The organism is Maricaulis sp. (assembly GCF_039978735.1).
In the GTDB taxonomy this organism is placed as follows: Bacteria; Pseudomonadota; Alphaproteobacteria; order Caulobacterales; family Maricaulaceae; genus Maricaulis.
In genome coordinates this window covers 138493-158380 of the sequence record NZ_JBDWAS010000035.1, presented here as the reverse complement: position 1 = coordinate 158380, position 19888 = coordinate 138493, and the positions used below count along the sequence as shown (strand labels likewise).

Annotated in this window: 12 protein-coding genes; 2 read left to right on the top strand and 10 right to left on the bottom strand. The window is 64.5% G+C overall.

Translation table 11 applies throughout. The features are described 5' to 3' along the window. Positions 1-5: 5 nt before the first annotated feature. Positions 6-461 (bottom strand): Lrp/AsnC family transcriptional regulator, encoded by a 456-nt coding sequence (locus ABJO18_RS09765; protein ID WP_271185580.1) that lies wholly within the window; start codon positions 459-461, stop codon positions 6-8. A 116-nt stretch (positions 462-577) separates the two neighbouring features. Between ABJO18_RS09765 and ABJO18_RS09760 the strand changes: the two genes are divergently transcribed. Next, the gene (locus ABJO18_RS09760; protein ID WP_348507078.1) at positions 578-2194 is read left to right on the top strand and encodes an aminotransferase class V-fold PLP-dependent enzyme; all 1617 of its coding nucleotides are present in this window, start codon (positions 578-580) and stop codon (positions 2192-2194) included. A gap of 167 nt (positions 2195-2361) precedes the next feature. On the opposite strand, the gene ABJO18_RS09755 is transcribed toward ABJO18_RS09760, so the two are convergent. The 9 genes from ABJO18_RS09755 to ABJO18_RS09715 all read right to left on the bottom strand — a co-directional run bounded on the left by ABJO18_RS09755 (position 2362) and on the right by ABJO18_RS09715 (position 18108). After that, entirely contained in the window at positions 2362-2967 is a 606-nt protein-coding gene (locus ABJO18_RS09755) for a gamma-glutamylcyclotransferase (protein WP_348507077.1), read from the bottom strand. A gap of 116 nt (positions 2968-3083) precedes the next feature. After that, complete coding sequence (locus ABJO18_RS09750; RefSeq protein WP_348515862.1) at positions 3084-4055, bottom strand: hypothetical protein; 972 nt, start codon at positions 4053-4055, stop codon at positions 3084-3086. 168 nt (positions 4056-4223) lie between these two features. Then, on the bottom strand, positions 4224-5495 hold the full coding sequence (locus ABJO18_RS09745) for a DUF819 family protein (protein WP_348509100.1): 1272 nt from the start codon (positions 5493-5495) through the stop codon (positions 4224-4226). A 130-nt stretch (positions 5496-5625) separates the two neighbouring features. After that, on the bottom strand, positions 5626-7656 hold the full coding sequence (locus ABJO18_RS09740; RefSeq protein ID WP_348509099.1) for a M13 family metallopeptidase: 2031 nt from the start codon (positions 7654-7656) through the stop codon (positions 5626-5628). 139 nt (positions 7657-7795) lie between these two features. Further along, entirely contained in the window at positions 7796-9904 is a 2109-nt protein-coding gene (locus tag ABJO18_RS09735) for a M13 family metallopeptidase (RefSeq protein WP_348509098.1), read from the bottom strand. Between the two features lie 144 nt (positions 9905-10048). Then, positions 10049-12112 (bottom strand): M13 family metallopeptidase, encoded by a 2064-nt coding sequence (locus ABJO18_RS09730; protein WP_348509097.1) that lies wholly within the window; start codon positions 12110-12112, stop codon positions 10049-10051. 100 nt (positions 12113-12212) lie between these two features. Next, positions 12213-15428: an efflux RND transporter permease subunit gene (locus ABJO18_RS09725; protein WP_348509096.1), complete on the bottom strand. Its 3216-nt coding sequence runs from the start codon at positions 15426-15428 to the stop codon at positions 12213-12215. 26 nt (positions 15429-15454) lie between these two features. Beyond that, positions 15455-16726, bottom strand: coding sequence for an efflux RND transporter periplasmic adaptor subunit (locus ABJO18_RS09720; RefSeq protein ID WP_348509095.1), 1272 nt, complete (start codon positions 16724-16726; stop codon positions 15455-15457). A 2-nt stretch (positions 16727-16728) separates the two neighbouring features. Continuing rightward, the gene (locus tag ABJO18_RS09715; RefSeq protein WP_348515861.1) at positions 16729-18108 is read right to left on the bottom strand and encodes an efflux transporter outer membrane subunit; all 1380 of its coding nucleotides are present in this window, start codon (positions 18106-18108) and stop codon (positions 16729-16731) included. Positions 18109-18405: 297 nt separating this feature from the next. Here ABJO18_RS09715 and ABJO18_RS09710 point away from each other — a divergent pair, with 297 nt between their 5' ends. Continuing rightward, positions 18406-19800 (top strand): ATP-binding protein, encoded by a 1395-nt coding sequence (locus ABJO18_RS09710; RefSeq protein WP_348506851.1) that lies wholly within the window; start codon positions 18406-18408, stop codon positions 19798-19800. Positions 19801-19888 lie beyond the last annotated feature (88 nt).

Genomic DNA, 19888 nt, shown 5'->3' with positions numbered 1-19888 from the left:
GCCCGTCAAATGGGAAGTTTTGTCGTGTTCTTGATCGCTTCCATGGCAAAGCTGGCGCTGACATCGGACAGGGGGGCTATGGCGATCAGTTTCTTGTAGACCTCGTCATAGGCCCGAACGTCGGGCAGGCAGAGCTTGATCAGATAGTCGATATCGCCGCTCAGCCGGTAGAATTCGACCACTTCCGGCATGCGGCGCACGCCTTCGGCAAAGCGTCCGAGCCATTCCGCATCATGCCGGCTGGTACGCACAGCGATGAACAGGGTGGCCTGCAGGCCCAGCGCTTCCGGGTCGAGCAGGGCGACGTGTTTCCGGATGATGCCGGCCTCGGCAAGACGCTTCAGGCGCCGGGCGGTCGGTGTCGCGCTGAGGCCGATCAGGTCGGCCAGTTCCTGCACCGTCCGGTCGGAGTCGCTCTGGATCTCGCGCAGAAGCCGGCGGTCATAGTCGTCAATCTCCACGAATTGTCTCCCTGTTGGTGAAAATCACCATAGGTGTGCCCGGGGCGGGTTTCAATTGGCGAAAATAGCCCCGGAAAACATGGTCTAGTCGTTTCTCAGCCAGGAGGGAGCAGACCATGTTCGACGAAAGCCGCACCGAAACCCTCATTGACCGGGTCCGGGCCGGACTTGCGGGCGGCGATGTGCGGCTGGAAACGCCCTTCGGCTCGCGGCCGCTCTTCTATGCCGACTACACGGCATCCGGCCGGGCCCTGGCGGAGATCGAGGCGGTGATACAGCGCCTGGCGTCGGACTATGCCAATCCCCACACCGAGGACAGCGCGACCGGCCGGGCCAGCAATGCCTGGATGCGCGAGGCCGAGCGGATCATCAAGTCGGCCGTCAATGCCGGCCCTGGCGACTGCCTGATCCCGTGCGCGGCCGGCGCGACCGGCGCGATCCACAAGCTGCAGGAAATCCTGGGCCTGGCCATTCCGCCCGCCACCCGCGCCGCGCTGGGCGGTCTTGAGGACTACGCGCCAGACACCGTCGTCTTCGTCGGCCCCTATGAGCACCATTCCAACGAGCTGACCTGGCGCGAAAGCCTGGCCGAGACAGTGACCATTCCGCTGGCTGCCGATGGCGGGATCGATCTTTCCGCCCTCGCCGCCGCCCTCTCGGATCCGCGCCATGCCGGCAAGCGCAAGATCGGCGCCTTCTCCGCAGCGTCGAATGTCACCGGAGTGCGCACGGATGTCACCGCTCTGGCGCGCTGCCTGCACGCGCATGGTGCCATTATGTGTCTGGATTGCGCCGCCAGTGCGCCCTATCTGCCGATCGACATGCACCCGTCCGATCCGGAAGCCGCGATCGATGCGGTGTATTTCTCGCCCCACAAATTCGTCGGCGGTCCGGGCAGCTGCGGTCTCCTCCTGTTCAACAGTGCGCTCTATCCCGAACACCTTCCGCCGACCCTCTCCGGCGGCGGCACGGTGCGCTATGTCTGGCCGGGCGGGCATGATTTCATCGACGATATCGAAGCGCGCGAACGGGCCGGAACGCCGGGCCTGCCGCAATTCGTCCGCGCAGCGCTGGTGTTGAAACTTCAGACCGAAATCGGTCATGACATGATTGCAGCGCGCGAGCACCGGGCGCTGGAAACGGCCCTGTCCCGCTGGACGGCCAATCCGCGGATCGAGGTTCTCGGCCCGGCCGCCCCCGCGCGACGCATCGGGATCGTCTCCTTCAACCTTTTGAGCCGGAACGGAAATCGCATCCCGCCGCGTCTGGTGACGGTGCTTTTGAACGACCTGTTCGGGATCCAGTCACGCGCCGGCTGTTCCTGCGCCGGGCCTTATGGTCACCATCTGCTCGGCATCGGGGACGACGAGACCATGGCAATCCGCGAGCGGGTTCTCGCTGGCGAAACCGGCGCGCGTCCGGGCTGGTGCCGGGTCAGCCTGCACTGGACGATGAGCGCGGACGATGTCGATTTCCTCGTCTCCGCCGTCGAATTCCTCGCCGAGCATGCCGACGTGTTTGCCCGCTTCTATGATTGCGACGAACGAACCGGCAGCTGGGCCTGGGGCGGCGATGTGCCGGAGCGCCAGGAGACGGGCTTCCCGAAGCGCCTGCTGTCAGAGCCGCAGTTTGCCCGGAGCTGCGAGGCGGTGCGGGATCTGCGCGAATTGCGGCGCGAGGCCTTTGCCACCGCGAGAGACGTGCTGGCGCGCTTCAGCGATCCGGTTCATTAAAGCGTTTTCAGCAAAAGTGGGGACCGGTTTTGCGGTTCGAAAATGCGACCACTCAGGACCCTGCATTTTCAGCAAAAGTGGGGACCGGTTTTGCGGTTCGAAAATGCGACCACTCAAAAGCCAGAGCAGTCTTATTGACTTCGATTGCGATGAAATTGCTCTGGAAATCAGACCGCGCTCCGGTGGCGCAGAACGCCCTCGCTCGCCAGCAGACGGTCGATGGCCTCGCGCTGGCCGGCCGTCGCCGGGGTTCGCCGCGGATAAAGCGGTGAGGCGCTGTCGCGGTCGTCGATCCAGGGGGCATCCCATAATTCGGTATTGCGGATGAAGGCGCGGGCGCGAGCCTCGCCGCCGGTTTCCAGGCAGCCGACCAGACAGGTATCGACATAGGATTGCGGGATGGGATGGCCGGCATCGGCCCGGACCTGTTCGCGGTTCACCACGATCCAGTAGCGGCCGTCGGGCAGGGCGCCGTGTTCGGGATCGGCGGGCAGCACGGTGTGGCGCGGCAGTTCGGTGAAGACATAGCCGCGCTCGCGGTGACGCAGGGCATCGGTGATCTCGGTCGGCACCAGTGCCGCGTCCAGCGCATGCCCCGGCGCCGCGCGGACACCGGCATAGGTCGCAGCCTCGTCGGTGTATCGAACCGTCCAGCCCCGGCGCCAGCCCAGCGCGATAACCGGCCGCGCCTGCTCGGTCAGGCCGGAATAGGTGGTGCGGCTATAGCTGGAAAGCAGGCTGCCATAGCCGACGACATAGTCTCTGGCTGACATGGTGAGGTCCCGGTTTGCTGCGGCCTGAAACGGCGAACGGCGCGAGCTTGCGCCCGCGCCGTTCATCTTGGGTCCGGTGCCCCCCGGGTCCAGACCTGAATTGCAGTCCGTGCGCGTTATTGCGCCCGGCGGCTGGTGCGTGTGGAGTAGGAGACCTGCGCCACCGGAACTTCTTCCGAATAGCTGTCATCCTGCACCGGCACGTCCGTGCCGTAGAGATAGGTGTTGCCGCGCTGCGGTGCCGGAGTGGCCCGGTTGTGGGCGACCGCCGGGACTTCGGTGCTGGTCGGCGGGTTGTAGCCCGGCAGCTCGATGTCCTCGCAGTCGACCAGGCGCCATTCCCAGCGCTCTTCGGTGCGCAGGGAGTAGCGGGTGACGGTTTCAGTCTCCACCGGCACGACATGGCTGTCGACCGTGGCATGCTGGTCGATGACCTGGATGCGGTAGCTGTCGCGCAGTTCCTCGATCGGAACCTGTTCGAAACGCGCTTCCTGCACGAGAACGTCACGCGTGATGGTGGCGTATTCCGCAGGGTGCTCGACTTCGCGGATCTGGGCCGGCTGCACCACGATATTGCGGGTGACGGTGCGATATTCGCCCTCTTCCTCGACCAGACACCAGACTTCGCCGGTCTCGCTGTCGAAGCGGGTCATCTGCGCACCCGGGGTGTAGCCCCGGCGCCAGACCATGCGCGGCTCGCGGACCATGATGGTCTCGGTCACCGTATCGTGGACCGCCGGCTCGACGACGTATTCCACATAGGCCGGACGAACCTGCACCGTCTCGGTGACGGTCTCGTAGACCGGCTCGGTGACGATGTAGCGCATGCCGGCTTCGCGGGAGATGTATTCGCGGCGCTCGTCGCGCAGGCGCGGCGGGGCCACATTGTAGCGCTCATAGCTGTCCTGCGTGGTGACCTGTTCGGAATAGGCGTCGTATTCCGGCGCGATCCGGACGCGGGCATAGCACTCGCCGGCGGTCGCGCTGTTCGGCGGATCCGGCGGGAACCATTCGGCATCGCCGGCAAAAGCGGCTGATGCCGAGATGAGTACGGCGGCTGAGCCGCACAGAAGCGTGTGTCGGAGCATGTGATTCCCCCTCTGTCGACACTGCGGGGCCGTTGGTACGGGCTCGCAAATCGAGCGGATGCTAGCGCAAATTGCAGGCATGGTTAAGAAAGATTAACCATGCCTGCCCGGAAAACACCCGTCAGGGGAATTTGTGGCGGATATTCCCTATCCGGTTGTTTTTGTGCGCTATGGTGTAACCGTCGCACCCATCATGGCCATCATGATGTAGCCCGTCATCATGGCCGCCCAGGTGCCGACAATATAGCCGACCACCGCCAGCAGGACGCCGACCGGTGCCAGCGAAGGATGGAAGGCGGACGCCACCACCGGTGCCGAGGCCGCCCCGCCGATATTGGCCTTGGAGCCGACCGCGATGAAGAAGGTCGGTGCCTTGATCAGCCAGGCGACGGCGAGCAGCAGGGTGACGTGCACGGCCATCCAGATCAGGCCGATGATGAAGAATTCGGTGTTCCGGAAGATCGCCGTGATGTCCATGCGCAGGCCGATGGTCGCGACCAGGACATAGATAAACACCGAGCCGACCTTCATCGAACCGGCTCCGGTCAGCTGACGCGCGCCGGTGAAGGACAAGGCGACGCCCGCAACGGTGGCGATCAGCATCAGCCAGAAGAAGCCGGAATCGAGCCCGAAATCGGCCAGGGCCGGCATGTTGGTTCCGATCCACGGTCCCATGATGTCGGCGACGACATGCGCCAGACCGGTCATGCCAAGGCCGATGGCAATGATGATCATCAGGTCCTTGAGCTCGGGCACGCGCGCATGCTCCTGCTCGAACTGTTCGGCCTTGGCGCGCAGTTCGTCGACGGCGCCGGCATCGGCGTTCAGGAAGCGGTCGATCTGCTTGGCGTTGGCGACGCCGAGCAGCAGGACGGCCATCCAGATATTCGCAACGATGATGTCGACGGCGATCCAGGCAGAATAGACCTCGCTGCCGGCGCCGAAGAATTCGTACATCGCGGCCTGGTTTGCTCCGCCGCCGATCCACGTTCCGGCTACGGTTGCCATGCCGCGCCAGACGGCATCCGGTCCGGTCACACCGACCACGTCGGGGAAGAGGATGCTGGCGATGAACAGCGCGACCGGGCCGCCGATCACGACACCGATCGTGCCGGTGAAGAACATGATCAGCGCCTTGGGGCCCAGGCGCAGTGTCGCCGGCAGGTCGGCGGACATGGTCAGAAGCACCAGGGCGGCCGGCAGCAGATAGCGCGAGGCGACGAAATAAGTCTGCGACTCTTCCGGATCGACGATGTTGAAGAGGTTCAGGAGCGAGGGCAGGAAGTAGCAGAGCAGAAGCGGCGGGAAGATCCGGTAGAAGGTCTTCGCGGCCTTGCTCTGGAGGCTGGAGGTCCAGAATACGGCGCCCAGAAGCAGGGCGAGCAGGCCCATGACAACGGCATCATTGCTCACCAGCGGTGCGGTTTCGGCTTCCATGATCTCCCCTCGTGGATCGCGTCTGCTTTTTTACAGGGGGCGGATAAGACCGGGTTTGAGGCTTGCGGGCAAGGCTGCAACGCAAAACGGCCCGGTCGGGGGACCGGGCCGTTTCGTGTGCCAGGCAGAACGCCTACCAGATGGAGACGCGCTGCTCCGGCGGCAGGTAGAGGTCATGCTCCTCGGTCACGCCGAAGGCCTCGTACCAGATGTCCATATTCCGCACGACGCCATTGGTCCGGTACTGGCCGGGGCTGTGCGGGTCGGAGAGCAGCTGCGCCCGGGCCGCATCTTCCAGCTGCAGGACGCGCCAGACCTGCGCCCAGGACAGGAAGAAGCGCTGGGCCGGCGTGTAGCCGTCGAGCTCTTCGGGAACGTCATGCTCGGCGGCGTACATCTGGAAGGCCCGCCAGGCCATCGAGAGACCGCCGATATCGCCGATATTCTCGCCCAGCGTCAGCTGACCGTCGACATTCATGCCCTCGACCGGCGAGAACTGTTCGTATTGGGCCACGATCTGGTCGGTGCGGGCGTCGAACTGCTCGCGCGAGGCGTCCGTCCACCAGTTGCGCAGCACGCCTTCGCCGTCGGACTGGCTGCCCTGATCGTCGAAACCGTGACCGATTTCGTGGCCGATCACCGCACCGATACCGCCGAAATTGACGGCCGGATCGGCATTCGGGTCAAAGAAAGGCCCCTGCAGGATGGCCGCCGGGAAGACGATCTCATTGCCGGTGGAGTTGTAGTAGGCGTTCACCGTTTGCGGCGACATGCCCCATTCCCAGTGGCGGATCGGACCGCGCAGGCGGTCGCGGCTGTCGGCGCGGAACCAGGCATTGACGCGCTCGGCATTGCCGAACAGGTCGTCTTCGCGGATCTCGATGCTGGAATAGTCCGGCCACACATCGGGGTAGCCGATCTTCGGCAGGAAGGTTTCCAGCTTGGCGAGCGCCTCGGTCTGGGTCTCTTCATCCATCCATTCGAGCGTCTCGATCCGCTCACCCAGGGCGGCACGAAGATAGCCGACCAGTTCTTCCATCTGGGCCTTGTGCTCGGCCGGGAAGTACTGCTCGACATAGATCTGGCCGATGGCCTGGCCCAGATTGCCGTTGACGAACTGGATCGCCCGGCGGTCGCGCGGGCGCGGCTCAGCCGTGCCGCTCAGTGTGCGGCCCCAGAAGTCGAAGGAGCGCGCGTAGATCTCTTCGCTCAGCAGGTTGGCGGTGGCGTTGAGATAGCCGAATGCCAGATAGTCCTGCCAGGTCTCGACAGGCGTGTCCCGGAAGATGGCGGCCGCAGCGTCGATCGCTGAAGTCTGGGAGACGATGAAATTCGTCTGGTCGGCAAAATCGCTGCCCTCAAGGAAGGCGGTCCAGTCGAACTCCGGCGCAAACTCGCGCAGCTCGTCCAGCGTCATCGGGTTGTAGGTTGCGACGCGGTCGCGGGTCTGGGCCGGCGTCCAGTACACCTCGGCCAGCGCCGTTTCCAGCGCGATGACCCGGTCGGCCCGGGCCTCGCCATCCTCATAACCGAGGAAGCCGAACATGTCGGCGATATAGGAGCGGTAGGCCGCGCGATATTCCACGAAACGCTCGTCGTCGAGCAGGTAGTAGTCGCGCGTCGGCAGGTGCAGACCGCCCTGGTTGATGTAGACGATGTAGTGACTGGGATCGCCTTCATCGCGGGAGATGTTCGTGCCGATCATCGACGGGTAGCCGGGCAGGCCGAACAGGCGCGCGATGTCGGCATGCGTTTCGGCGTCGGCGATCGGGGCCAGGCCCGGGCGCACCGGATCGATGCCGCGGGCATTGATCGTGTCGACATCCATGTAGCTGGCATAGAGATCGCCGACCTGCTGGGCGAGCGTACCGGCTTCGGCGTCGGAGGCCGCGGAGTCCTGGATGATGCCCTCGATCCGGTCTTCCGAGCGCAGATAGAGCTCGTGGAAGGCCGTGTAGGAGGAGAAGCCGGCCGGGATCTCGGTGTTCTCGAGCCAGCCTTCATTCACATAGCGGAAGAAGTCATTGCCGGGATGGATTGTGGTCGAGATGTGCTGGGTCTCGACGCCCCACTCCCCCAGCTCCGCGTCCTGGGCGTGGGCCCAGCCGGACACTGCAAGGCAAAGCGCCAGGCCGGCGGTGCCGGCGCGCAGAATGGATTTCATGGATTTTCCCCATTTGAAACTAGACAGCATGGGGAAGATGCCGGGCAAAGCCCGTCGGCTGTGTGGGGATTTCCTTACGGTTCAGCAAGAAAAAGGCCCGGTCTTGCGACCGGGCCTGATCCTGCAAGAGAAGGTTTGCCTACCAGATGGAGACGCGCTCTTCCGGCGGCAGGTAGAGGTCGTCATCCTCGGTCACGCCGAAGGCTTCGTACCAGACGTCCATATTCCGCACGACGCCATTGACGCGATATTGCGACGGGCTGTGCGGGTCGGTGGTCAGGCGTGAGACCAGGGCGTCCTCGGTGTAGAGCCGGCGCCACACCTGGCCCCAGGCCAGGAAGAAGCGCTGGTCCTGGCTGAAACCGTCCAGCTCGGCCGGGACTTCATGGTCCGCGGCGTAGAGCTGGAAGGCCCGGTAAGCCATCGAGAGGCCGCCGATATCGCCGATATTCTCACCGAGCGTCAGGCGGCCGTCGACAGTCATGCCCTCGACCGGCGAGAACTGCTCGTACTGCGCCACGATCTGGTCGGTGCGGGCATCGAACTGCTGACGCGAGGTGTCGGTCCACCAGTTGCGCAGCACGCCGTCACCGTCGGACTGGCTGCCCTGATCGTCGAAGCCATGACCCATTTCGTGGCCGATCACGGCACCGATACCGCCGAAATTCACGGCCGGGTCTGCATAGGGGTCGAAGAACGGGCCCTGCAGGATGGCGGCCGGGAAGACGATCTCGTTGGAGGTCGAGGAATAGTAGGCATTCACCGTCTGCGGCGACATGAACCATTCCCAGTCCCGGATCGGGCCGCGCAGCCGGTCGCGGCTGTCGGCACGGAACCAGGCATTGATCCGCTCATTATTGCCCCACAGATCGCCTTCACGGATCTCGATGCTGGAATAGTCGGGCCAGACATCGGGATAGCCGATCTTCGGCAGGAATTTGTCCAGCTTGTCGAAGGCTTCGACGCGGGTTTCGTCGTCCATCCATTCCAGCGTCTCGATGCGCTCGCGCAGGGCGGCGCGCAGATAGCCGACCAGCTCGTCCATCTGCTCCTTGTATTCCGGCGGGAAGTAGCGCTCGACATAGATCTGGCCGATGGCCTGACCCAGATTGCCGTTGACGAACTGGATCGCCCGGCGGTCGCGCGGGCGCGGCTCTTCCGTGCCGTTCAGCGTGCGGCCATAGAAGTCGAAGGAGCGGTCGTAGAAGGCTTGCGTCAGCTGGTCGCGATGGCTCTCCATCCAGTGGAAGGCGAGATAGTCCTTCCAGGTCTCGACCGGGATCTCGCTGAACAGCTGGGCTTGCGACTGGATCGCCGTGTTCTGGCGCACCACGAACTCTTCCTGGTCGGCAAAGTCGAGGGCCGAGAAGAAGGTTTCCCAGGGGAAGCCGGCGGCGTAACCGCTGACATCCTCGGCGGACATCAGATTATAAGTCGCCACGCGGTCGCGGCTCTCGGCGCGCGTCCAGTGGATTTCCGCCAGTGCGGTTTCCAGATCGAGGATCGCCTGGGCCCGCTCGGCGCCATTGTCCATGCCGATCATCTCGAACACGTCGGCGATGTATTCCAGATAGGCTTCGCGATAGGTCTCGAAGCGTTCGGTGTCTTCCAGATAGTAGTCGCGATCCGGCAGGCCGAGGCCGCCCTGGCTCACCGAGACGACATAGCGCTGGGGATTGCCCGGGTCGCGGCCGACATAGGCCCCGAAGATCGACTGGGTGCCCGGCGCGCCCATCAGGCTGGCGATGTCGTCATGCGACTGGGCCGCCGCGATGCGCTCGAGGCCGGGACGGGCCGGGTCGAGACCCAGCTCTTCCAGACGGTCGGTGTCCATGTAGGAGGCGTAGAGGTCGCCCACTTGCTGCGGCAGGGTGCCATCGGCGGCGTCGCTTTCGGCGGATTCCAGGATGATGCCCTCAATCCGATCTTCGGACCGCAGATAGAGTTCGGTGAAGGAGCCGAAATTCGAGAAGCCGGCCGGGATCTCGGTCGTGTCGAGCCAGCCTTCATTGACGTAGCGGAAGAAGTCGTCGCCCGGATCGACCGTGTCGGAGATGTGCTGGGTCTCGACGCCCCAGTCGCCCAGTTCCGGAGCATGCTCATTGCTCGCGGTTTCTGTCGCGGCGTCATGGCGCTCGCCGGTTGCGCCGGTTTCGGCCGCCGGCGTTTCGTCTTCCGGCTGTTCGCTTGCCGGCTGGCAGGCGGCGAGCAGAGCAAGGCACGCCGTGCCCAGAAGCAGTTTCTTCATGGTGACACTCCCCAATCGGTCTGATTCATGAAACTTGCCGGAAACACTAGGGCGGGACGCCCGGGCCGCAAAGGCTCAGCCTGCGTTTTCCGGCAAATGCGCAAGGAAAAGCGGCCCGGCTTGGGAAGCCGGGCCGTCAGTCATCTACCAGATGGAAACGCGTTCCTCGGGCGGAAGATAGAGGTCGTCCTCTTCGGTCACGCCGAAGGCCGCGTACCAGGCATCGAGATTCCGCACGACGCCGTTGGTGCGGTATTGAGACGGGCTGTGCGGGTCGGTGGTCAGGCGCGAGATGAGATTGTCCTCGCGATAGAGACGCCGCCACACCTGGGCCCAGGCCAGGAAGAAGCGCTGGTCGCCGGTAAAGCCGTCGATCACCGGGGCCTCGCCATTGCAGCAGGCGTCGAGATGGCGGTGATAGGCGGTGTAGGCCATCTGCAGGCCGCCCAGATCGCCGATATTCTCGCCCATGGTGAAAGTGCCGTTCACGAAACGGCCCTCGACGGGTGAGTAGCCGTCATACTGGGCGCCAAGCCGGTCGGCGCGTTCCTCGAAACGCTCATTCGTCTCGCTGGTCCACCAGTCGCGGATCGCGCCGGTCTCGTCGAAGCGGCGGCCCTGGTCGTCAAAACCGTGGCCGATCTCGTGACCGATCACCGCGCCGATACCGCCATAATTGACCGCAGCGTCAGCGTGCGGGTCGAAGAAGGGCGGCTGCAGGATGCCGGCCGGGAAAGTGATCTGGTTCATCAGCGGGTTGTAGGACGCGTTCACCGTCTGCGGCGGGTAGGGCCATTCGCCCCGGTCCACCGGACCGTCGAGATCCTCGACCTGCTCGTTCCAGCCGAACTCGCGCAGGCGCACGATATTGCCGAAGATGTCGTCGGCGCGGATTTCCAGCGCGGAATAGTCCTGCCACTCGTCCGGATAACCGATGCGCGGCTCGAAGGTGGACAGCTTGGTCAGCGCGTTGGCGCGGGTCTCGTCGTCCATCCATTCCAGCGACTGCAGGCGCTCTTCGAAGGCGGCCGTCAGGTTCGCGACCAGCTCTTCCATCGCGTCCTTGGACGAGGGCGGGAAGTGGCGCTCGACATAGATCTGGCCGACGGCCTCGCCCAGCTGGCCACCGACGAGGTTCACACCGCGGCGATCGCGCGGGCGCTGTTCTTCGGTGCCGTTCAGGACCGCGCCATACATGTTGAAGCTGGCCTGGTCGAAGGCTGCCGGGAGCTGGGCCGCATTGGATCGCAGGAAGTGGAAGGTCATGTAGTCCTTCCACACGTCGACCGGCGTTTCCTCGAAAATCGCACCGGCGCCCTCGATGGCGCTCGGCTGGGCGACCAGATAGGTGGCAACGCCGTCCAGGCCGAGCTGGGCCATCGCCTGCGGAAAGCCGAACTGCGGTGCCAGCGCGTCGAGCTGGTCGATCGGCATGGGATTGTAGATCTTCTGGATGTCGCGGCTGTCGGCCTGGGTCCAGTGAACTTCGGCGAGGCGCGTTTCCAGGGCCAGGATCGCATCGGCCTTGGCTTCACCGTCCTCGATCCCCGCGAGGGCGAACATCTCCGCGATGAAGGCGCGATACGCGTCACGATATTCTGCGTTCTCGTCTTCCAGGTAATAGTCGCGATCCGGCAGGCCGAGGCCGCTCTGACCGACAAAGACGGTGTAGCGCGTGGTGTCGGCCGGATCGGGGATGATGCCGACGCCGAACGGGCTTTGATGATGGATCGTCGCGAACAGCGCGTTGATATCGTCATGGCTGGCCGCTGCAGCAATCTCGTCGAGATAGGGCTGGGCCGGGGCCAGGCCGCGTTCCTCGATTGCCGCCGTGTCCATCCAGGAGCCGTAAAGGTCGCCGACCTTCTGCTCGACCGTGCCGTCTGCAGCCTCACGGGCTGCCAGCTCGGTGATGATTTCCTGCACGTGCACTTCCGCTTCCAGCGCAAGCTCTGTGAACATGCCGTAGTCGGGGCGGTCGGCGGGGATCTCGGCCTCGTCCAGCCAGGTGCCGTTGGCATACTGGTAGAAATCGTCGCCGGCATCGATCTCGGTGTTCATGCCCGCGAGATCGAAACCCCATTCGCCGATCTCGGGCTGTCCGGCCGGTTGCGTGACGGCAGCAGAGTGTTCCGGTTGTGCAGTATCGGTCTGGCCACAGGCGGCGACCAGCGCCAGCACCGTGGTGCAAAGCAGCAGCTTCTTCATAGGATGCATCCCCAAAATACGCTTCGCGAAAATGTTTCGCCCCACGTTGTGTACAACGCGGGGCGAGACTTGGCTATTGAGCGGATGTGTTGTCCGAGGCCTATTCGGCAGGCGTTTCTTCCAGATGTCCCGGAAGCTCGCCGTGCGCGAAGTCGGTGTCGGTATAATGCTCGCCGAACCGCGGCTGGCGCTCGCCCGTCCACATGGCGCGGAACAGGCGGGCGATATCGACCCCGATTGCATACATGGCCGGAACCAGCAGCAGGGTCAGGAACAGCGCGAACACGACTGCGAAGCCCAGTGCCACGACCATCGGCTTGAGGAATTCCGCCTGGGTCGAGGTTTCCGCCATCATGGGGAAGATGCCCAGGAAGGTGGTTACCGAGGTCAGCAGGATCGGACGGAAGCGCTGCACGCCGGCATCGACCAGGGCCTGGAAGGCGCCCACGCCGTTGGCCCGCAGGCGGTTCACGAAGTCCAGCAGCACCAGGTTGTCGTTGATCACGACCCCTGCGGCTGCCCCGACGCCGAAGTAGGAGAACAGGGCGATCGGCATCCCGAACAGGAAGTGTCCGAAGATCGCGCCGGTCAGGGCGAACGGGATTGCCACCATGATGGCCAGCGGCTGGAAGTAGGACCGGAAGGCCACGGCCAGCAGGATGTACATCGAACCCAGGGCCAGGATGAGCAGGTTGATCAGCTCGGCCACGAATTCGCGTTCGCCTTCGGCCTGGCCGATCTCGTCCCGCGACAGGCTGGGGAATTGCGCGTCGAAGGTCGGGAAGAAGTCCTCGTTCAGGCTCTGGTTGATGTCGCCGCGTGCCGCCGGATCGGACAGCTCGGCCGACACCGTGACGGTGCGCATGCCATTGCGGCGGTTGATCCGGTTCAGACCCGGTGCGAAATGCGCCTCGGCGATCGAGGACAGCGGCACTTCGCGGCCGTCGCTGGTGCGGATGCGGATTTCCTGCAGCGTGTCCAGCGAACGGCGGGACGCTTCGTCCATACGGATCATCACCCGCACATCCTGACCGTCACGCGGCAGGCGCTGGGCTTCTTCACCGTAGAAGGACTGGCGTACCTGGCGCGTAACGTCCTGCAGGGTCAGACCCAGGGTCTGGGCGTTCGGGCGCAGGCTGAACTGCAATTCCTCGGTCGAGGTCTGCAGGCTGTCGACCACGTCATAGAGTGTGTCGTAGCTGCGCAGCTGCTCTTTCAGGGCATCCGCCGCTTCACGCAGGGTCGCCAGGTCCGGGTGGGACAGGGCGAAGGTCATGCGGCTGCCGCCATCATTGATGGTGGAGTCCAGACGCACTTCCTCGGCATCCGGGATCGGACCCAGGAAGTCGCGGATCTGCTGCGCGACATCGGCCGTGGGCAGATGGCCCGGGCGTTCCGCCGGCACAGCCAGTTCGATCCAGGCGCGCACCCGGCCATCGGACGCGATGGTGGAGCGGCTTTCAATCATGTCGTTTTCGCCTGGATATTCCTGACGATAATACTCCAGGGCTTCAGCCTGGGCGTCGTCCAGCTGCTGGCGGACCTGCTCGGTCCGGTTCCAGGGCGTGCCTTCGGCCAGCTGGATGTTGACCTGGATCGTCTCGTTCTCGATCTGCGGCATGAAGACGGAACCGACGCGGTTCGTCATCAGCAGGGCGATGGAGACCATGAAGATCATCAGGAAGCCGACCAGCGTCGCATACCGGTTGCGGATCGCCAGCTTGGCGGCCGGCCGGTAGATATTGCGGGCAAACCAGATCAGCGAGTTTGCGATCGACCGCTGGAACTTGATCAGCGGGCCGAAGAGGCCTTTCTCCGACTGCGGTTTCATGTGCGAGAGGTGGGCCGGCAGGATCAGCAGGGACTCGACCAGCGAGAAGGCGAGGGCAGCAATCACGACCAGCGAGATCTGCCGCGTGAACTGCACTTCCGGACCGGTCAGCAGCATCCAGGGCGAGAACATCATGATCGTCGTGATGACCGCGAAGATGACCGGCTTGGCCACCATCTGTGTTCCGATGATCGACGCCGTCAGGCCCGGCTCACCGCGTTCGACCCGGTCGTGAATGTTTTCCCCGACCACGATGGCGTCGTCGACCACGATCCCGATCACGATCAGGAAGGCGAACAGCGACAGCATGTTCAGCGACACGCCCATCATCGGCAGGATGAGGAAGGCGCCGCCGAAGGCGGTGAAGATGCCGACCGTCACCCACACGGCCACGATGGGACGCAGGAAGAGGAAGAGGGTGATCAGGACCAGGATGCCACCGAACAGTGCGGAGCTCGAAATCGTCTCCATGCGGTCGGAGTACATTTCCGAATTGTCCCACCACAGCGAGATGCTGACGCCTTCGGGCAGTTCGGCCTGCTTGCGTTCGATGAAGTCATGGACCGCGGCGGCAGTGTCGACCACGTCGATGCCCGGCGATTGCTCGACCACGATCAGCACCATGGTCTCGCCGTTGTAGGTGGCTTCCATATTGCTGTCGACGAAGCCGTCGGTGACCCGGGCGACGTCATCGATGCGCAGCGTACCGCCCGCACTGGTCTGGCGGATGATGATGTTTTCGAACTCGGGCGCCGTATCGGCCAGCTGACGTGCAGTCAGACCGAATTCACCCAGCTCGGTCCGCACGGTACCGGCGGATGCGTTGAGGGACGACGCCCGCACGGCCCGCACGATTTCGTCGAAGGACAGGTTGTAGCGGCGCAGATTGTCTTCGGAGACCTCGATCGAGACCTCTTCGCCTCGTGAAGCCCACAGATTGACGATGGACGCGCCCGGCAATTGGGCGACCTCGTCGCGAACTTCGCGGCCGATCGCCTGCAGGTCGCGGCGGTCGATATCGCCATGGACGGCAAAGCCGACGACCTGTTCCTGGTTGCGCCACTGCGACACGATCGGACGGTAGGCCGACGGCGGCAGGTTGTTCACCGAGTCGACTTCAAGCTTGATGTTGTCGATGAACTCGCCGATGTCGACGTTGCGCTTGCCTTCGATATTGACGTAGCCGACGCTTTCACGGGCGGTCGAGGTGATGGTCTCGATCCCGTCCATGTCCGCGAGGGCTTCCTCGATACGGACGACAATCTGCTCTTCGATGTCCTGGGGCGATGCGCCGGGCCAAGAGACCGACACGGTCGCACCGTTGAAGGACGCCGTCGGGAAGACTTCCCGGTTGAGCATGTTGTAGCCCAGGAAACCGCCGACGATGGCGACGATCATCAGGAGGTTGGCGGCGACGGAATTGCGTGCCCACCAGCTAACGATGCCCCCGGGCACCTGGTCGTGTGTCTTGTTGGGATCGGTCATGACCGCTTCCTCTCCTGCCTTCGGGCCTAGCCGGCGCTCGCCACGGCGTCTTCGCCGTCGGCAACGCTTTCGCCGGTTTCCTCGCCTTCCGGCGCTTCTTCATAATTGGCCGAGTAGTCGGCGAGCTGTTCGCCACCGGCATTGTAGGTGTGTACGCGCATGCCCGTGCTGGCGCCGCGGATCGGCGAGACCACAACCAGATCGCCAGCCTCGACACCGCTGGAGACGATGACGCGTTCCGGGCTGGAGTCGATGATGTCGACCGTGTGGATTTCCAGCGTGCCGCCCTCGCGGACGATGTAGACGCTGTCCTCGCCGCGCAGGGCGTTGCGCGGGATGATGTAGGCGTTGTCGACTTCGCGGCCCTGGATGGCAGCATTGACGAACAGGCCGATGGCCAGCGGTGCGCCGTCATCGGCACCGGAACCATAAGGGTCGGTGACTTCCGCGATGGCGTACAGGACGCGGGTCTGCGGATCGATGGCACTGTCCGTGCGCGTGATACGGCCTTCCCACTCGTGATAGCCACCGGCAACAGTCGCCGACAGGACCACCGGGACACCGCCGCGCTCGTCATTGGCCGCGTTGTAGGCGACCGGAATGCCCAGCAGGGACAGGTCGTGATCGGTCAGCGGCAGGCGCACCATCACGGTGTCGGTCGCAAAGACCTCACCCAGATTGGTGCCCGGCGAGACATACTGGCCGAGACCGGCATTCTTCGAGCGCACCCGGCCGGCGAACGGTGCGGAGATCTGCGTGCGCTGCAGGTCCAGACGGGCCGATTGCAGGGCGGCCTGGGCGGCAGCCAGCTGGGCGCGCGCTTCCGCGAGTTGCGGCTCGCGCAGGGTCAGGGCCGAAGCCTGGCCTTCGCCAAGTTCTTCCCACTCGCTTGCGGCCAGTTCGGATTCGGCCTGTTCGCGTGCCAGCGCCTGCTGCGCCTGGGCGACCTGGGCAGAGGCCCGGGTGACCGCCAGGCGGTAGTCGGCATCATCGATCTGGATCAGGGTTTCGCCGGCCTCGAAGAAACCGCCCTCGATGAAGTCGGGGTTCACGAATGTGATGCGACCCGCCACCTGCGGCACCAAGTTGATCTGGTTGCGCGGCTGGGCCTCGCCCTGGGAGTCGACAGTGAGGGCAATTTCGCCCCGCTCGGCTTCCGCGACAAAAACGGCGACCGGCCGCGGCGCCGAATTGGCCCGCTGCGGCTGCGGTTGCGTTGCGAACAGCATGAAGAGAACGGCAACACCGACGACGGCAACACCGCCGATGATGACGAAACGTCCGATGAGCTTACCCATGATTATTCTCCTGTCGGGGCGGCCGGGTCTGCGGACTGGGCCGCGGAGAAATCGCCGGCGATGGCGAGATAGAGATCGACACGATTGGCCGCGCGCTCGCGGCGTGCCGAGATGTACTGGCTTTCGGCGCTGATGCGCCGGGACTGGGCGTTGAGCAGGTCGAAGATCGTGGCGACGCCGCTGGCATACTGGCGGATCACGAGATCTTCGGCCTCGGCAGCCTCTTCATAGGCCTGGCGCAGATTGTCCACGCGCTGGGCCAGGATGGCGTCTGCGTCGATCGCGTTTTCGGCTTCCTGCCAGGCGGTCAGCACGGTCGAGACATAGCTGGCCAGCTGGGCTTCGGCATTGGCCCGGGCCTGATCGCGGGCGCCGCGCAGGGCGCCGCCATTGAAGATCGGGCCGGTCAGGTTGGCCGTCAGGCTGGAAACCAGCGAGTCCAGATCGAACATGTCGTCGACATCGGCTCCGCCCGTGCCCGAGCTGCCGTTGAGCGACAGGCTGGGATAGAGCGCCTTGCGGGCGGCATCGGCGCGCAGGCCGGCCGACTGCAGGCGGCGCTCGGCGGCGCGCACGTCGGGACGGCGCGTCAGCAGGGCTTCCGGCGTACCGATATCGCCGACCAGGCCCAGTTCCGGGAAGTCGCCTTCCGGAGCGAGGCGTGCAGCCGGGTAACGGCCCAGCAGCGCTTCCAGGCTGCGCGAGGCCGCCGCTTCGGCGCGCCGGCGCGAGGCCAGGGCCGCTTCGGACGATGCCAGGGCCGAGCGGGCCGTGCGCACGTCGGAGCTGCGGACCAGGCCACGGGCAAAGCGGCGTTCCGTCAGGTCGAGCGAGGACTGGCGGGTCGCCAGGTCGCGTTCAGCCAGTTCGGTCTGGAGATGCGCCTCGATCAGCGAGAACCAGCCCTTGGCAACCAAGCCGGCCACGGACAGCTGCGATGCGCGGACATCGTCGGCGGCCGCTTCGGCGTCCAGCGCACTGGCGTTCGCGCCGTCGGCGACCCGGCCCCACAGATCGGCTTCCCACGCGGTCGAAAGACCCAGCGAGAAGCTGTCACTGCCAGAGCCGGTGTTGCGCTCGGTGCGGGTGTAGTCCATCCCGCCGTTCAGCGAAGGCAGGCGATCGGAACCGGCAATCCGTGCCGCAGCCCGCGCCGCGCGATAGCGGGCGAAGGACTGGTTGAGGCTCGGATTGGCGTCGAAGGCCTCGTCGATCAGTGCTGGTAGCCGGGCATCGCCCAGCTCGGCAACCCAGTCCTGGGAAGCCTGTGCACCTGTATCCCTTGGTGCTGCAGCCCATTGCGCCGGTGCGTCCGGAAGACCATCCCCGGCCTGGTAGGCCGGAAGGCTGGCGCAGGACGCCGTGGCAAGGGCCGTAGCCAAAACTAACAAACTTTTACGCATGCGTTGTCCCCGCACGTCACGATCTCGATGATTTTTGCATCCTAGAAAAGGCATCTCGAAAGTCAACAGATTTTTATCGAAAAACACTAAATCTATAGCGAATGGCATGAAAACTCTCTCGATTTTCGAGATGCATCCCTGGTGCGTCCCGGTTTCCGGTGGCGTCACGGCTTCGCGTGGCACTGCGAATATGCGATAGAGCTTCAACTAGCCCGTGGGCACTTATTTTTTTGTTAGATGCCCCGGCTTGCCGGATCGGATGCAAACGGAGTCAGAATGAGGCAGCCTTCTGCAGACGAACGGCCCCTGATCCGGATTCGGCGCCGGGATACGGCGGCCGTTGCAGCGCTTGGCGCGATCGTCATCCTCTTGTTCTGGATGTTCGGGGAACTCGGCTTTGTCGAAACCCTCGTCGCCATCGCCACTATAGCAGGACTGTCGACGTTTTATTACCTGACCGTGTCGACCACGCTGAACCCTGCGACCGGGCCGGCTGCGGATGACAGCGCGCCAGCGCCGGTGGATCCGCAGGCCCGGGCCCAGCACATGCTGGACAGCCTGCCGATCCCTGTCCTGCTGATCGGGGCAGGCGGCCGGATCGAGCTGGCCAATCCCGCGGCGCGGGAATTCCTCGGTCTCGGATCGGCGGCGGGACATCTGTCGGCCGTGTTGCGTCAGCCGCAGGTACTTGAAGCGGTCAGCACGGCGCTGCGCGGCCAGGCCGTCGACCCCGTCGAATACTCCATGATGGCACCGGTCGAGAGCCATGTGCGGGCTTTCGTGGCACCGCTGCGCGCCGAAGACGACCGGGTCATGCCCTGGCGGGCCATGCTGGTGCTTTCCGACGAAACCTCGATCAAGCGCGCCGACCGCATGCGGGCCGACTTCCTCGCCAATGCGAGCCATGAGCTGCGCACGCCGCTCGCCTCGCTGGCGGGCTTTATCGAGACGCTGCGAGGGCATGCACGTGACGACAGCGAGGCCCGCGAGCGCTTTCTGGGTATCATGTTCGACCAGACCGAGCGCATGCAGCGCCTGATCAACGATCTTTTGTCCCTGTCGCGCGTCGAGATGGACGAGCACGTGCCGCCCAGCAGCGAGACGGATCTGTCGGCCCTGGTCGAGGATGCCCGCGACTATCTGCGGCCGCAGCTGGAGGAGAAGGCGATCCGCCTCACCGTCCGCAAGCCGGCCTCGGCGCCGGCTATCGGCGACCGCGACCAGCTGATGGAAGTGCTGCTCAATCTGATCGAGAACGCGATCAAATACTCTCCCGAAGGCTCTGCTGTGCAGATCGAGATCGCCGGACCGCTGATGCGCGACGAGGCCGAACGTCCCGAGCTGGTACTGGGTGCACAGGCCAGCCGTCTCACACTGGCGGCGCCGGCCTCAGAGCCGCGCGAGCGGTATTTTGCGGTTCGTATCCGCGATGAGGGCAAGGGAATCGAGCGCCGGAACCTGCCGCGCCTGTCGGAGCGATTCTATCGCGTCGACGGCCAGAAGAGCGGTCCGAAGGAAGGAACCGGTCTCGGACTGGCCATTGTGAAGCATATCGTGAACCGCCATCGCGGCGGCTTCACGGTCGAGAGCGCACCGGGCGAAGGGTCTGTATTCTCGGTCTTCTTGCCGGTTCCTGCCGCTGTGCGCGAGCGGGCCCGCGAAAGCGTCTGACGGCTGCGTCTGCAGACTGGCCGTGCGTTGTCACAAAACTGTAGCGACTCTGTCATAAACGGGGGCCGCGACACCCAGTATCTGTCAC